The following is a 14,309-nucleotide window of genomic DNA, read 5'->3' as shown; positions in this document are numbered from 1 at the left end:
CCAGGAGGGTGCGATGCCGTCAGGGTGTGTGCAGGAGCAGTGGGTGATCACCGGTGCCGTGCCGGGTGGTTTCGCCGACGGGCAGGTCGGCGCGGTGCAGAAGGCGTTGTTGCTGTTGCGGGCGTTCAACCCGGCCGACCCGCCGGTGGGCATCTCCGAGCTGGCCCGCCGGGTGCGGCTGGCCAAGTCGACGACGCACCGGCTGCTCAAGATCATGCTGGCCTACGGTTTCGTCCGCAAGCAGGACGACAAGTACGAACTCGCCCAGCGCTTCGCCGCGCCGCCAGCCGAACTCGCGCCGGTGAGCCAGTCCGCGCTGCGGGACTGCCTGCAACCGTTCCTGGCCGACCTCTACGCGCTCACCCTGGGCACCGTGCACCTGGGCGTGCCCGTCGGCGCCGAGGTGCTCTGCCTGGACCTGGTGCACGGTCAGCGCTCACCGCGCTGCGGGGTCCGGCCCGGCGACCGGGTCGCCGCCGCCTCGCTGGCCATCGGCCTGGTGCTGCTCGCCTTCTCCCCGTCGCCCGCACCGGACCCGCTGGCCGAACAGCTGCGCGAGATCCGGGCGGCCGGAATCTGTGTGCGGCCGATGGGCGGCCGGGCCGGGCTGCTGTCGGTGGCCGTGCCGCTGTGCCTGGCCGGTGGCGTCCCGGTGGCGGCCATCTCGGTCACCGCGCCCGCCGCCCGGATGCACAACGCCACCGTGCTCGCCGGCATTCGCGCGATCGGCCACCAGGCCCGGCTGGCACTGGGCCCCGCCCTGCTGCCCAGGCAGGTCGCCCGGCGCTGAGCACCGCCAAGTCCCCGCCCGTACCAACGAGAACTGGTGCTCACGTGCATTCGGAATCCACCGCCCGCCGGTTCAGCCGCCGGGTGGCGATCGGCCAGGTCACCCTCGGCCCGCCGCACCCGGTCGCGGTGCAGGCCGCCACCGCGGGGGCCGACCTGGAGGTCCTGCTCGACGAGATCGTGCAGGCCGCGGCCGCCGGTGCGGAGCTGATCCGGATCGAACACGCCGACCGGGTGCCGCCTGCCGTGCTGGCCGCGGTGGTGCGGGAGAGCCCGGTGCCGGTGGTGGCCGAGATCCCGGCGGCGGAGTCGGCGCTGCGGCAGGCGGCCGCGGCCGGGTGCGCGGCGGTGCGGATCGTGGTCGGGCGGGAGGCCCCGCTGCGCACGCACGCGCCCCGGCTGGCCGCGGCCGCGCTGGAGACCGGGCTGCCGGTGGAACTGGCCGTGCCGGAGGGCGGGCGCGGCGCGTTGCTGCTGGCCGAGGCCGGACTGCGCTGCTGCGCGCTGCTGGCCGGGCAGGGGCTGACCGAACTGTGCCTCGCGGTGCTCGGCCCGACCCCGGCGCTGGTGCTGGCCACCGCCAGGCTGCTCGCGGTGACCTGCGACTACCCGCTGCAGTTCGCGCTGGCGGCGACCTCGGCCGGGGCGACGGCGACCGCCCGCGCCGCCGCGCTGTGCGGGCAACTGCTGGCCGAGGGCATCGGCGACAGCATCTGGATCTCCGCGGCGGGCGCCGCGGTCATGCAGGCACATCTGGGGCGGCAGATCCTGCTCGCCCTGCAGGAGGGATCATGACGGAATCCGGAATCCCGCAAAGGTGTCGGCCGACAATTCATGCGCACGTTACCGGCCGCACTAATAATGATTACCCCATTCCGGTACCCGGATGGTGTATTGTTCGGCCGAGAAGAGCCAACTTATGCTTCGGTCCGGCGCGACCCCGCGCATTCAGGTGCACCGCAGGTAGATTGGGTCTGACGTGACCGCACCCCCGGAATCCAAAGGACGCTCCGGACCGCCGCTGGGGAAAATGCTGAGCCTGCTCGAACTGCTGGCGGACTCGAACCGGCCCATGTCGCTGGCCGATCTGGCCCGCGCCGCCGAGCTGCCCAAGTCCACCACGCACCGGCTGCTGCACGGCCTGCTGCGGGAACAGCTGGTCAAACGCACCCAGCACGGCTACTCGATGGGCTCCTACCTGTTCGACCTGCTGCGCACCACCCGCAGCATGGTCCGGCGGATCGAACGGCTGATCAAGCCCTCGCTCACCGAGCTGTACGACAAGACGCACGCCGTCGTCAGCGTCGGCGCGCTGGACGGGCTCAACGTGTTCACCCTGGACACGGTCTACAACCACTCGCACCTGCCGCTGATCCAGCGCCTGGCCGGCTTCACCCCCGGCCACTGCACCGGGATCGGCAAGGTGCTGCTGGCCTACCGGGAGCGCTCGGCCGCGCTGCTCAGCGAGAGCACGCTGACCTCCTTCACCCCCAGGACACTGACCTGCCCGGCCGCCCTGCACAGCCAGTTCCCCGCGATCCGGCGGGCGGGCCTGGCCTACGTCGACGGCGAGTTCCTGCCCGGGGTGGTCGAACTCGCCGCCCCGATCTTCGACGACTGCGGCGAGGCGGTCCTGGGCATCGGCGTCACCGCCACCGCCGACCGCCTGGACCCGGCCACCGTGGCCAGCGCGGTGCGCAGGACCGCCGCCACCGTGACAACGACCCTGCGCGAGTCCCAACACGCCGCCCAACTCCGCTTCCTCCTGACCTAACCCCCCCACGCCGTGTTGGCCGTTCTCGTACGGTGTGTTGGCCGATCTGGACGGTGTGTTGGCCGTTGTGGTCGGTGTGTTGGCCGAGGGGTGTACCAGTTCGGCCAAGACTGGGTACGAGAACGGCCAACACTGGGTACGAGAACGGCCAACACGCCGGTGGGGGGGTTAGCCGCGGAGCATCTCGGCTACCAGGAGGGTCAGTTCCAGGGCCTGGTCGCCGTTGAGGCGGGGGTCGCAGGCTGTCTCGTATCGTCTGGCCAGCCCGGACGGGGTGATCTCCGCGGCGCCGCCGAGGCATTCGGTGACGTCCTCGCCGGTCAGCTCCAGGTGCAGGCCGCCGGGGTGGGTGCCCAGCAGCCGGTGCACCTCGAAGAAGCCCTGCACCTCGTCCACGATCCGGTCGAACTGCCGGGTCTTGCGCCCGCACTCGGTCACCTCGCCGTTGGCGTGCATGGGATCGCACTGCCAGACGACCCGGTGACCGGAGGCCTCGACCTCGCGCACGATCGGCGGCAACAGGGCACGCACCCGGTCGCTGCCCATCCTGGTGATCAGCGTGACCCGGCCGGGTTCCTTGTGCGGGTCCAGCCGGTGCAGGTACTCCGAGACCTCCAGCGCGGTCGCACCCGGGCCGATCTTGAGCCCGATCGGGTTGGCCAGCTGGGCGGCGAAGGCCAGGTGCGCGCCGTCCCACTGCCGGGTGCGCTCGCCGATCCACGGGAAATGTGTCGCCCCGCTGTACAACCGAGGCCCACCAGGGTGATCGGGGTCCAGCCGGACCAGCGCGCGCTCGTAGTCCAGCACCAGCGCCTCGTGGCTGCTGAACAACTCCCGCGACCAGCTCCGGTCGGTGTACCGCAGACCCCGGTCGAGTTCGGCCAGCAGTCCGGCGAACCGCTCCCCGGCCGCCGAGCCCTCGGCGAACCCGGCGAAGAGCGCCCGCAGCCGGGCAGGCGGGAAGTTGCCGGGACCGCACAGCGCGCGCACCAGGTTCAGCGTGACGTTGGAATGCTGGTAGGCCAGCATCATCCGGTGCGGATCCGGTTGGCGCAGCAGCGGATCCGGCTCGATCGCGTTGACCAGGTCGCCCCGGTAGGACGGCAGGCCGTCGGCGTCCTGCGGCTGGGAGCGGGGTTTGGCGTACTGTCCGGCCAGCCTGCCCACGGTCACCACCGGCCAGCCGGTGCACCGGGTCAGCGCGACCTCCAGCTGCACCAGGGTGCTCACATTGGCCCGGATGTGCGCTTCGGTGGTGTCCGCGAAGGTCTCCGCGCAGTCCCCGCCCTGCAACAGGAACGCCTCGCCCCTGGCCACCGCGGCCAGCCTGGTGCGCAGCAGGTCGATCTCGGCGGGCAGGGTCAGCGGTGGCAGCAGCGCCAGGTCCTGCCGGGTACGTTGCCGGGCCGGGTGATCGGCCCAGTCCGGTTGCTGCCGGGCCGGTTTGCGCAGGGCCTCGTCCAGGGCGGTGAACAGGTCCTCGGCGGATTCCCGGGGACGGGTCAGGATCGGGTTCTCGGTAAGCACCGTCACTCCTCCAGGAAGTCGGGCTGCTCGTGGGTGATCTCCTCCCACAGCAGGGAGAAGCTGAAGTGCGCCAGCTGCGGGTCGCCGAACCCGTCACCGGCGGCCAGCGCCTGCTCGTGGCTGAACTGCTTCGGCGTGCCGGCGGCCGCGGCGAGCAACTGCACCTTGGCGCAGCTCTCGAAGGTGAAGAACCAGTGCACGGCCTCCTCGAGGGAGTTGCCGACGGTGATCAGACCGTGGTGCTGCAACAGGATCGCCCGGTTGTCCCCCAGTTTCTCGGCGATGTCCCTGCCCTGCTCGACCGTGGTCGAGGTGCCCTCGTAGTCGGTGTAGAGCACCTGCCGCTGGTAGAAGGCGGCGGCCTCCTGATCCAGCGGGTCGAGCAGCTTGCCCAGCGCGCCCAGCGCCCTGGAGTAGGCGGTGTGCCCGTGCGCGGCGGCGGTGGCCTCGGCGTGCATCTCGTGGATCTGGGAGTGGATGACGAAGGCACTCGGGTTGAGCCGGTGCCTGCCGTGCACGATCCTCCCGGCCGAGTCCACGCAGAGCAGGTCGGCCACCCGCACCCGGTTGAAGGACACGCCGAAGGGGTTGACCCAGAAGTGGTCCAGGTTCTCCGGATCGCGCACCGAGATGTGCCCGGAGATGCCCTCGCCGAAGCCGTGCTTGCCGAACAACCGCAGTGAACCGGCCAGCCGCTGCTTGCGGTGCCTGCGCTCGTCCTCGACCGAGCCGAAAGCGGTCTCGGCCGGGATGGGCAGGCCGGTGTGCGTGTCGGCCAGGTAGGCGGGGCGTTCGGTGGTCTCACTGTGCGTCATGCGGGGTCACTTCCTTCCGAGCAGGTGCGGCCTGCCGTCGGCGCGGGCCGGGAACAGCGAACGGTGGTGCGAGCCCAGTGCCCGCACGATCTCCACGGCCCGTTCGACCAGCGCGGGGATGCCGAAGGTGAACAGGAACGTGCCGAGGCCGAGGTCGCCGAGCACGAACAGCCGGGGATCCGGGCCGTCCGCGCCGAGCACCGCGCTGGTGCGCGGATCCACCCGCAGCCCGCCGTGCGGGTGCGGCCGGGCCCGGCCCGCCGAGGTCAGCGAGCTGATCAACGGCAGCGCCGCGGTGGGCACCCGGCCGGGTGCGGCGCCACAGGCGTTGATCACCCGGTCCACCCGCAGCAGCCGGGAGTCCGCGGTGCGCACCTCGAACCCGCCCCGGGTGATCGGGATGACCTCGCGCACCCCGGCCCGCAACCGCAGCTGCCCGCTCTCGGCCAGGCCGAGCAGGGCGGTCGCACTGGCCGGGGTCATCGGGCAGCACAGGCTGACGATGGTGCGGAAGGCGTTGTCCAGCAGGTGCCCCCGGTCGCCCTCGGCCAGGCTGGCCCACAGCCGCGGCCCGGCGAAGGGCACCGCGGCCTGCAACATGCGCAGCGCCGGATCCGGATCGTCGACCTCGCCGAGGTTGCGGCGCAGCCGGGCCCACGGTTCGGCGGTGCCCACCGCGGCCATTTCCCGTTGCAGCCGCCCGAGATCCGCGCCCGCCCGGCCCAGTTCGGCACTCAGCCAGTTCGCGGCGCGGGCCCAGGACACCGGGGTGCCCTCGGCCAGCTGCCGCCGCCAGATCCGGTCGGCGAGCACCGGCAGGCCGCGCACCGGATGCTGGCGCACCCCGGGCAGGATGCCACTGCGGGAGACCATGGTGATCGGCCCGGTGTGCCCGTTGGCCGCCAGACCCAGCACCGCGTCCACCGCGGTGAGCCCGTTGCCCAGCACCGCCGTGCTCGCCCCGGCCGGAACTCTGTCCAATGTGGACTGGATCGGGTAGACATCGCCGATGAACCCGGTCCGCCCGGCCAGCCGGTACGGGTCGTGCGCGCCGTCGGAACCCACGCACAGCACCACATGCCCGTGCCCGCTGATCTGCCCGGAATCGGTGCGCAGCCACACCCGGCCACCCGCCCGCTCCGCATCGACCACCCGCTCCTCCACCAGCCGCACCCGCCAGCCGCGGGCCCGCAACGACCGGATCGCACCCGCCGCCCGGTCCTCCAGGTACTCGCCGTAGCGGCGGCGGGGCGGGCAGTGCGCGCCGTCGGGCAGCGTCTCGGTGGCCGGATCGAACAACGAACGCTCGATCAGCCAGTGCGTGAAATCGTCCGGATCGGCGGCGGTGACCGAGATGTCCTCGGGCAGCGCGTTGGTGCGCACGTGCTCGGCGTCGTGCTGGTAGGCCCGGCCACGCCAGCGCAACGAGGTCGGCTCGAACACGGTCAGGTAGCCGTCCACGAGTTTGCTCTCGGCCAGCGCCCGCAGCAGGCAGACCGCGGCCGCCGCGCCGCCGACCACCGCGATATCGGGTCCCGGCAAATCCAGCAGATTCATCGGACACCCGCCACGACGAGCAGTTCACCCTGCGGATCCAGCTCGATCTCGACCGCGTTCAGGATTCCGGCCAGCTTCCGGAAGTAGCCGACGAGCAGAATGGCCTCGACGATTTCCCGGTCGCTGAAGAACACCTGCAACGCGGTCATCGTGCCGGGTAGGACGGTGGCCTCGGTGAGTAACTCGCGGGTGGCCGCGAGCAGTACCGTGTCCGCGGCGGCGGGCCGGGGCACGGTGTCCGGTGCGGCGATCTCGGCCTCGGTCAGCCCGGCCGCCCTGGCCAGCGGCAGATGCTGAATCCGCTGGTAGGGGCAGTCGGTGGCGTCCGCGACGGCCAGTGCGACCAGTTCCCGGTTGCGGGCGCCGAGGTCCAGTTCGCGTAATGCGGCCAGGCCGAAGTCGATCAGTCCGGACAGCATTTCCGGCGCGTGCCCGCACATGCGGAACACATTCAGCGGTGCCGGGAACCGGGCCAGCGCGGTAGCCCTTTCCCGGGCAGGGAAAGACAAACGAGCCATGGGATCCGCCGTTCTGGAAAACGAAGGCAACAGGTGCCTCGGTGGGCGGTGTGGTTACCGTGGAATCAGGTGCTGAAACGGGACAGTAACGATCCGGGCACGCCCGCGGCCGGACCGTTCCGATAATCGGAACACCACACGTCGGACGTGCGGTGGACCAGCGCGGCGCGCAACCCCAGCAGCACGAAGGCATGGGTCTGGGTGGGGTAGTGCACCAGCATCGGCCGCGGCCCGTACATGTCCGGCTCACCCGCCCAGGTCCCGTCGGCGGGCCGGGTGCGCAGCAGCCAGGTCACCGCGGCCTCCCGGCTGTCCGGGTCCAGCACCCGGGACCGGGACAGCGCCAGCAGGGCCAGCCCGGTGGCCGCCGCCGAACTGGCCAGCCCGGCCTCCGCGCCCCAGCCGCCGTCCCCGTTCTGGTTGGCCAGCAACGCTTTCACCGCGTGGTCGAGCACCTCTTGCCCGGCCAGCGCGGCACCCACCTCGGCGGTGGCATAGGGCAGTCCCCGGTACCAGGAACTCGACCAGCGCCCCTCCCGCTGCCAGCACTCGCCCAGCCAGCGGGTGGCCGGGGCGAGCGGGATGTGGTGCTGTCCCCGGTATTGGTGCAGCCCGCCGAGCACGTGCGCCACCACGTCCTGGGCGGGCGGGTCCTGCCGGTACTGCCAGGTCCGCCACAGCCCGTCCGCGGTCTGCTGCCCGGCCAGGTAGGCCAGGGCCCTGGGTAGCCCACGGCCGGGCAGCGACCGGCCGCCCAGGGCGAGCAGCACCGCGCCGGTGGTGTCGTTGTCCGACTCCAGGCCGCGGGTGTAGGACCAGCCGCCGTCCGGGTTCTGCGCCGCGGCCAGGAAGGCCAGCGCGCCGGGTAACGCGTGCCGGTCGAAGCGGGGCAGCCCCTGCCCGGCCCGCACCATCAGCGCGGTGTCCCACACCTCGCTGGCGCAGAACCGCCAGGTGCCGTCCTCCTGCTGCGTGCGCAGCACCCGGCGGCGGGTGCGATCCAGCAGGTCGGGCTCCGACCCGGTCAGAGCCAGCGCGAGCAGGGCCAGCGCGGTGCACACCGGGTTGCCGTAGAAGGACCCGTCCGGCCACTGGTGCGGCCGCAGCCGGGCCACCGCGGCCCTGGCCTCGCCCAGGTCACCGGCCCGCATGGCCAGGATGGCGATCCCGGCGAGCAGTTCCACCACCGTCCACGGCTTGAGTCGTTCCCGCAGTCCCCGGTCCAGTTCCGCCCGCAACGCGGTCCGCGGGCAGCCCGCGCCGGGTAGCGAGTGCCCGGCGAGCACGGTGAGCAGCCGGGTGCGGCCGGAGAGCACGATGTCGGTGCTCGCCGCGGTGTGCCGCACCTCTTGCCCGAGCGCGAGCGCCCGTAACGCGGCTTCCAGCTCGTAGGCCAGCGGGTGGTGGGTTTGCGGATCCGCGTGCCGCAGCCAGGACCGGGCCCGCGCCACCGCGGCCCGGCCGGCCTCGTCCGCGCAGGCGGCCAGGGCGATCGCGGTGACCGCGGTGTCCAGCACGCGGGGGTCGGGGGTGCCGCACCAGGAGGAGTCGGGACGGCGGTGGACGAGGCTGTGCGTGACGGCCCCGGCCAGGGCCGAGGAGAGCGTCAGGGCATGCGGGAATGACGGCATGGATTCCTCCTGGAGGCGCGGTTCGCGGAATGCGGCGGGAAATGTCATTGACTGGCCGCGCATTCGAGCGTATCCGCGGTTCAGGAGCGGATCGGGTGCTGTTCCAGGTCATGGAACAGCGATTGTGCGGTCTCCTGACCAGCCAGAACAGCTCTGGAAGGGGAATCCGCCAATGGCGTGAAGGGTGAAAGAAGAGTTCCTTTCGCCCCGATCAGCGCAGTCGGCGCACCGGCAGTGTGGTGCGTCCACGCAGCAGATACCCGGGCAGATAGGCGGGCTCGTGCGGGGTCACCGACAGCCGTCCGGCGGCCCCGGCCAGCTCGTGCAACGCCAGCTCACCCTCCAACCGGGCCAGCCCGATCCCCAGGCAGGCATGCACCCCGTGCCCGAACGCGATATGCCGCTGCAAATCGGGCCGCCCTGGCCAGAATCGGTCCGGCTCGGCGAAAACCCGCTCATCCCGGTTGGCCGAGGCGAAGGACACCAGCAAGCGGCTCCCCGCAGCCAGTTCCACCCCACCCAGCCGGACCGCCCGGGTGGTGCGCCGCACCATCTGCTGCACCGGACTGGCCAGCCGCACCGCCTCCTCGAACACCAGCCCGGCCCGCCCCCGCTCCCGCCCCACCCACTCCCACTCGGCAGGCTCCGCGGCCAGCAACGCCACCGCCTCGGCCAGCACCCGGGTCGTGGTCTCCGCCCCAGCCACCACGAGTTGCCGCACCAGCCCCAGCGCCACGGCCAGCACCTCATCGGGCGGCGCGACCAAGGCCGCCGAGCCGACGATCTCGCCGAGCAGATCCGAACCCGGCCGACGCACCCGCGCGGTCAGCTCGGCGACCATGGCGTGATCAAACCCGGCCCGCTCCCGTTCGATGCGCAACCACTGCTCCCCGGTGGGCCGATGCCCGGTGGTGGCGGTCAGCGCGGTCAACCAGCGCGCCATCGACTCCCGGTAACCGGCACCCAGCCCGAGCACCTCGCAGATCGTCCACACCGGCAACGGCGCGGCGAAGTGCGCGACAAAATCCCCCTCGGCGGGCAACTCCCGCACGAGTTCCCGGACCACTCCGAGCACCACGGGTTCCAGCCGGGCCACCGCCCGCGGCGTGAACGCCCGGTTGGCCATCCGCCGGTACCGGCCGTGCGCGGGCGGATCATTGCCGACCAAGACGGAGATCGACGGGGGTCTGCCGCGGCGCAGGGCGTCCACCTCGGCGCGGACCTCGGGTGGGGGGTCGGTTTGCCGGTTGGTGCGGGAGGAGTAGGTCGCCGGGTCGGCGAGCACCTCGCGGACCAGGGGCATGGTGGTGACGAAGGTCCAGTCGCGGCCGGGTACCGGGAAGACCGGGGCCTGGCGGCGCATCAGGGCGTACCAGGGGTAGGGGTTGTGTTGGAAGGCTTCGGCGTCGATGTCCAGATCGGCCAGCACGATCCGACCGTAGCGTCGGCTCAGCCGTACAGCTCCGCCGCCAGCTCCTCCAACCGCCGCTTGTGCGGCTTCCCATTGGGATTCAACGGAAACCGCTCCACCACATGCACACGATTGGGCTGCTCCCAGGCAGGCAGCACCTCGTTCACCAGATCCTGCCAGTGCCGGGCAGGCCGGCCCTGTTCGTCCTCGACGAAGAACACCAGGGCCGAGCCGCGGTCGGCGGCGGGCAGGGCGATGACCTTGGCGGAGCAGCCGCGGTGGGCGATCTTGCGTTCGATCACCTCGGGGTAGAGGGTGTAGCCGTTGCGGTGCACCGCTTGTTTGCGGCCCAGCACGTACAGGTTCTCGTTCGGGTCCAGGTAACCCAGGTCGCCGGTGTGGAACCAGCCCTGGGGGGTGGGGGTCAGGGTGCCGTCGGGGGCGAGGTGGCCCAGCATCATGTCGGGGGAGTCGATCAGGATCTCGCCGATCTCACCGGGGGCGGCGGGGTTGCCCTCGTCGGTGACGATGCGGATGTCGAGGCCGGGCATGACCTTGCCGCAGGCGGTCGGGTTCTCCGGGTTGGCGAAGGAGATGTTGTTCAGCTCGGTGCTGCCGTAGCTGTCCAGCAGCGGCAGGGCGAACACCTCCTCGTACCGCTCGCTCAGCGCCGGATCCAGTGGGGCCGCGCCACTGCACAGCATCCGGGCGGTGCGCAGGCTGTCCTTGGCAGTGGCGCGGGTGGCGATGATGTTGAGGATGGACCGGTAGGTCGCCGGGGTCGCGTCCAGCACGGTGGCGCCGGTGAACTCGGCCATCCGCAGCGTCCGGTCCAGCCTGCGGTACGGGGCGATGACCAGTGAGCACCGCACCAGCCAGGCGATGAGCACCATGGACAGGCCGTACTGGTGGTTGAACGGCAGCAGGGGCAGCAGCACGTCCTCGGGGGTGTGGCCGACCTGGGCGGCGTTGCGCCGCAGGTTCATCAGGAAGCGGCCGCCGTTCTTCACGATGCCCTTGGGTTCGCCGGTGGAGCCGGAGGACCACATGATCAGACTGTCCGGGCGGGCCTCCCAGGTGCTGAAGTCCAGCGCGGGGGCGGTGGGGGTGCGGTCCGCGGCGGCCACCCGGACCAGGTAGAGGTTCACCAGTCCGGCGCACTCCAGCACGGGGGCCTCGTCGTCGACCAGGACGATCTCGGCCCGGGACCGCTGGCGCACCCGCTCGGTCTCCTCGGCCTTCTCCTGCTGGTCCACCAGCACGATCGAGGCGCCCAGGTGCATCAGCGCCAGCAGCCCGCCGATGAAACCTGCGGAGTTGCCCGCCTTGAGCACCACCCTGGTGCCCGCGCGCACGCCCAGCCCGGCCAGCACCTCGGCCATGGCCAGCGCCTTGCGCTCGAACTCGGCGAAGGTCTCCACCGAGTCGGCGGAGAAGAGCTTCGCGGTCATCGGAAACCCCCGTTGTCGTCGTGGCGGCCACGGCATCGGCTTGTAGCTCAGCGTTAGCGCTGTCGGCAGCGTAGACCGGCCGATCGGGTGACTGTCCGAGATGACCGAACTGAGCTTTGGCCAGTTTCGGTCCCAGGATTAAGGAAATTCCCAGTGTTCTTGTGTCACGGGTGGGGAGATATGCAGAATCCGTGACGGTTGCGCCCTGTAACCGATTACGGGTGGTAAAAGATCGAACTATCGCCCATTTGGCCGAGAGGACTCCGCGTGGCCCGCACCTTCGTCGCCCAGCTCGACGCCTCAGGGCACCAGGTGCCGGTGCGGGCCTGCCTGTACGAGCCGGAACCGCCGATGTGGCTGTTCCCCTCGGTGGGCGAGTACCCGCTCTACGACGATTTCGCCTACGGCAAGATGCTCGACGACCAGGCCCGGATGGCCCGCTACGCCGAGGCCGTGCGGCGTTACGCCCCCGGCCGCACCGTGCTGGACATCGGCACCGGCCGGGACGCGGTGTGGGCACTGGCCGCCGCCCGCGCGGGCGCCAGCCGGGTGTGGGCGGTGGAGGTCATCCCCGAGTCGGCGGCCACCGCGCGCGAGGTGATCGCCGCTGCCGGGTTCGCCGACCGGATCACCGTGGTGCAGGGCCTGTCCACCGAGATCGACCTGCCCGAACCGGTCGACGTGTGCGTCTCGGAGATCATCGGCACCCTGGCCGGGTCCGAGGGCGCGGCCGCCGTGCTCGCCGACGCGCGGCAGCGGCTGGTCAAGCCGGGCGGGGTGTTCATCCCGCACCGCGGCGTCACCACCGTGGTCGGCTTCGACCTGGGCCGGGCCAGCGCCGAACCGCCGGGCTTCCCGCTGTTCACCTTCAAGTACCTGGAGCAGATGTTCGCCGCCGTCGGCGGGCCGTTCGACCCCAGGGTCTGCCTGGTCGGCCTGCAGGACCGCCCCGAGGTCCAGCGCCGCGCCTACCTGTCCGAGGCCGCCGAGGTCGAGCCGCTGGAGTTCAACGGCGAGCTGTGCCTGGGCGGGGTGGACGCCGCCGAGTTCGTCTGCACCCGCGCCGGACGCCTGCACGGACTCGCGCTCGGCGTGCGGCTGTGGGTGGCCGAGGGCGACGAGCCCCTGGACTCGCTGGTGCAGGCCAGCAGCTGGACCCCGGTCTACGCCCCGCTGTCCGCGACCGGCCTGCCGGTGCGCCCCGGCGACCGGTTCACCTTCGAGTTCAGCACCGCCCTCAGCGACGACGGCGTGCACCCCGACTACGCGCTCACCGGCAGCCTGTGCCGCGACGTCGGCCCGCCGGTGCCACTGCGCTGGTCCTCGGCGCACCACCGCCAGGGCTTCCGCACCGACCCCTTCTACCGATCGCTGTTCCCCGCAGCCTGACGCCACCACCCGCACACCTCCGCCGCCAGAGAGGGACCATGCCGGGTCCGACCGCCCACCCCGGAACAGCCGCAGCGCACGCGGTCGTGTTCCCGGGCCTGACGGGCACCACCTTCGCCGCACTGGGCCGGTTCCTGGTGCACGACCGTCACGCCCGCCCGCTGGTACGACTGGCCGACGCCGTGCTCGGCGGCTCGCTGCTGACCGAGTTGCGGGACAGCACCGACGACTACTCGCCTGCCGCCCAGGTGGCCGCGCTGGTCAGCGGCCTCGCGCTGGTCGAGCGAGTGGACGCGACGCTGTCCGGGCCGCCCGCGCTGATCGCCGGACCCAGCTTCGGCGTGCGCGCGCTGGCCGTGCACTCCGGCGCGATCGAGGTCGCCGAGGGCATCCGGCTGGCCGCCGCGATGGCCCGCCGTGAGCAGGAGTACTTCCGCACCGAGCACTCCGACGTGCTCACCCACACCGTGGTCCGGGTCCCCGCCGACGGCCTGGCCGAACTGGTCGCCGACTGGACCGCCCGCGGCGACCGCCTCGAACTCTCCGGCGACCTCGCCCCCGGCTTCGCCATGCTCACCCTGCGCGCCCACCTCCTCGAACCGCTCAAACAGGCCATTTCCGACCTCGGCGGCTACTCCACCGCCACCATGGGCACCCCCGCGCACTCCACCCTCTTCGCCGGACTGCGCGCCGCCATGGCCGCCGAAGTGCTCGCCGACGCGGCCATCGGCACCCCCGCGATCCCCGTGGTCCGGGACTACGACGGTGCGGTGATCACCGACGCCGAGGGTGTGCGCGGGATGCTCGCCGACACCTTCGACCGCCCGTTCCGCTGGCAGTCCGTGCTGGACACCTTGCACGCCAACGACATCGGCACGCTGCGCTTCGCCGGCGCCGACGCGCTGTTCTCCCGGCTGGACAACACCGTCCGCGCCTTCGCCGTGGTCAAGGCCGATCCGAAGCAGGCCGCCCGGCCGGCCAAGCCCGAGCCCCTGGTTGGAGCCACCGCATGAGCACCCGGCCGTCACCGGAGGACCTGCCAGCCCGGCTGCGCGCCCTGCCGCCCGCGCGGGCCCGGCTGGAACTGCTCGACCTGGTGCTGGCCGAACTGACCCGGGTACTGCCCGAGGCCGGACCGATCACGCCCGGACGCCGGTTCGCCGACCTCGGCCTGGCCTCGCTGGACGCCATCGACCTGCACCGCGGCCTGACCGCGGCCACCGGCCTGGCCCTGCCGGTGTCCCTGGCCTTCGACCGGCCCACCGCCGCCGATCTGGTGGACCTGCTGGCCGAACAGCTCCTGGGATCCGCGGTCGAGGTCGAGGCCGCACCGGTGCGGGTGGCCGACGATGACCCCATTGTGTTGGTGGGTATGGGCTGCCGCCTGCCCGGCGGCGTGTCCTCGCCCGAGGACCTGTGGCGGCTGCTGACCGAGGAGACCGACGCC

General features: G+C 72.0%; 12 protein-coding genes and 1 pseudogene (1 of these 13 only partly in view). 6 read left to right on the top strand and 7 right to left on the bottom strand.

Annotated elements, in window-relative coordinates:
* Window positions 1-13 precede the first annotated feature (13 nt).
* The 3 genes from HNR67_RS28900 to HNR67_RS28890 all read left to right on the top strand — a co-directional run bounded on the left by HNR67_RS28900 (window position 14) and on the right by HNR67_RS28890 (window position 2,563).
* On the top strand, window positions 14-790 hold the full coding sequence (locus HNR67_RS28900; protein WP_185005337.1) for an IclR family transcriptional regulator: 777 nt from the start codon (window positions 14-16) through the stop codon (window positions 788-790).
* A 44-nt stretch (window positions 791-834) separates the two neighbouring features.
* Complete coding sequence (locus tag HNR67_RS28895; RefSeq protein ID WP_185005336.1) at window positions 835-1,584, top strand: flavodoxin-dependent (E)-4-hydroxy-3-methylbut-2-enyl-diphosphate synthase; 750 nt, start codon at window positions 835-837, stop codon at window positions 1,582-1,584.
* A 184-nt stretch (window positions 1,585-1,768) separates the two neighbouring features.
* A complete protein-coding gene (locus HNR67_RS28890) occupies window positions 1,769-2,563 on the top strand; it encodes an IclR family transcriptional regulator (RefSeq protein WP_185005335.1) in 795 nt (264 codons plus the stop codon).
* A gap of 168 nt (window positions 2,564-2,731) precedes the next feature.
* Here the strand turns inward: HNR67_RS28890 and HNR67_RS28885 are convergent, their stop codons facing one another.
* The 7 genes from HNR67_RS28885 to HNR67_RS28855 all read right to left on the bottom strand — a co-directional run bounded on the left by HNR67_RS28885 (window position 2,732) and on the right by HNR67_RS28855 (window position 11,473).
* A complete protein-coding gene (locus tag HNR67_RS28885; protein WP_185005334.1) occupies window positions 2,732-4,090 on the bottom strand; it encodes a 3-deoxy-7-phosphoheptulonate synthase in 1,359 nt (452 codons plus the stop codon).
* A gap of 2 nt (window positions 4,091-4,092) precedes the next feature.
* Window positions 4,093-4,905: a class II aldolase/adducin family protein gene (locus tag HNR67_RS28880; RefSeq protein ID WP_185005333.1), complete on the bottom strand. Its 813-nt coding sequence runs from the start codon at window positions 4,903-4,905 to the stop codon at window positions 4,093-4,095.
* Window positions 4,906-4,911: 6 nt separating this feature from the next.
* Window positions 4,912-6,462: an FAD/NAD(P)-binding protein gene (locus HNR67_RS28875; protein ID WP_185005332.1), complete on the bottom strand. Its 1,551-nt coding sequence runs from the start codon at window positions 6,460-6,462 to the stop codon at window positions 4,912-4,914.
* Window positions 6,459-6,902 (bottom strand): carboxymuconolactone decarboxylase family protein, encoded by a 444-nt coding sequence (locus HNR67_RS28870; protein WP_185005331.1) that lies wholly within the window; start codon window positions 6,900-6,902, stop codon window positions 6,459-6,461. The genes HNR67_RS28875 and HNR67_RS28870 overlap by 4 nt, the downstream gene beginning before the upstream one ends.
* Window positions 6,903-7,045: 143 nt before the next feature.
* A complete protein-coding gene (locus tag HNR67_RS28865; RefSeq protein ID WP_185005330.1) occupies window positions 7,046-8,611 on the bottom strand; it encodes a prenyltransferase/squalene oxidase repeat-containing protein in 1,566 nt (521 codons plus the stop codon).
* A gap of 211 nt (window positions 8,612-8,822) precedes the next feature.
* A complete protein-coding gene (locus HNR67_RS28860) occupies window positions 8,823-10,040 on the bottom strand; it encodes a cytochrome P450 (RefSeq protein ID WP_185005329.1) in 1,218 nt (405 codons plus the stop codon).
* Window positions 10,041-10,060: 20 nt separating this feature from the next.
* Window positions 10,061-11,473: a class I adenylate-forming enzyme family protein gene (locus HNR67_RS28855; RefSeq protein ID WP_185005328.1), complete on the bottom strand. Its 1,413-nt coding sequence runs from the start codon at window positions 11,471-11,473 to the stop codon at window positions 10,061-10,063.
* Window positions 11,474-11,740: 267 nt separating this feature from the next.
* On the opposite strand from HNR67_RS28855, the gene HNR67_RS28850 reads away from it, so the two are divergent.
* From HNR67_RS28850 to HNR67_RS45880, 3 genes and pseudogenes are all read left to right on the top strand, one after another.
* Window positions 11,741-12,862, top strand: coding sequence for a methyltransferase domain-containing protein (locus HNR67_RS28850; RefSeq protein WP_185005327.1), 1,122 nt, complete (start codon window positions 11,741-11,743; stop codon window positions 12,860-12,862).
* 38 nt (window positions 12,863-12,900) lie between these two features.
* A complete protein-coding gene (locus tag HNR67_RS28845; RefSeq protein ID WP_185005326.1) occupies window positions 12,901-13,875 on the top strand; it encodes an ACP S-malonyltransferase in 975 nt (324 codons plus the stop codon).
* Window positions 13,872-14,309, top strand: a pseudogene (locus tag HNR67_RS45880) (SDR family NAD(P)-dependent oxidoreductase); its annotated part runs 12,177 nt beyond the window's last position; the annotation flags it as partial. The gene HNR67_RS28845 and the pseudogene HNR67_RS45880, both read left to right, overlap by 4 nt.

The organism is Crossiella cryophila, from assembly GCF_014204915.1.
In the GTDB taxonomy this organism is placed as follows: Bacteria; Actinomycetota; Actinomycetes; order Mycobacteriales; family Pseudonocardiaceae; genus Crossiella; species Crossiella cryophila.
The sequence above is the reverse complement of the archived record's forward strand: the minus strand, read 5'-3'. Positions and strand labels throughout refer to the sequence as shown.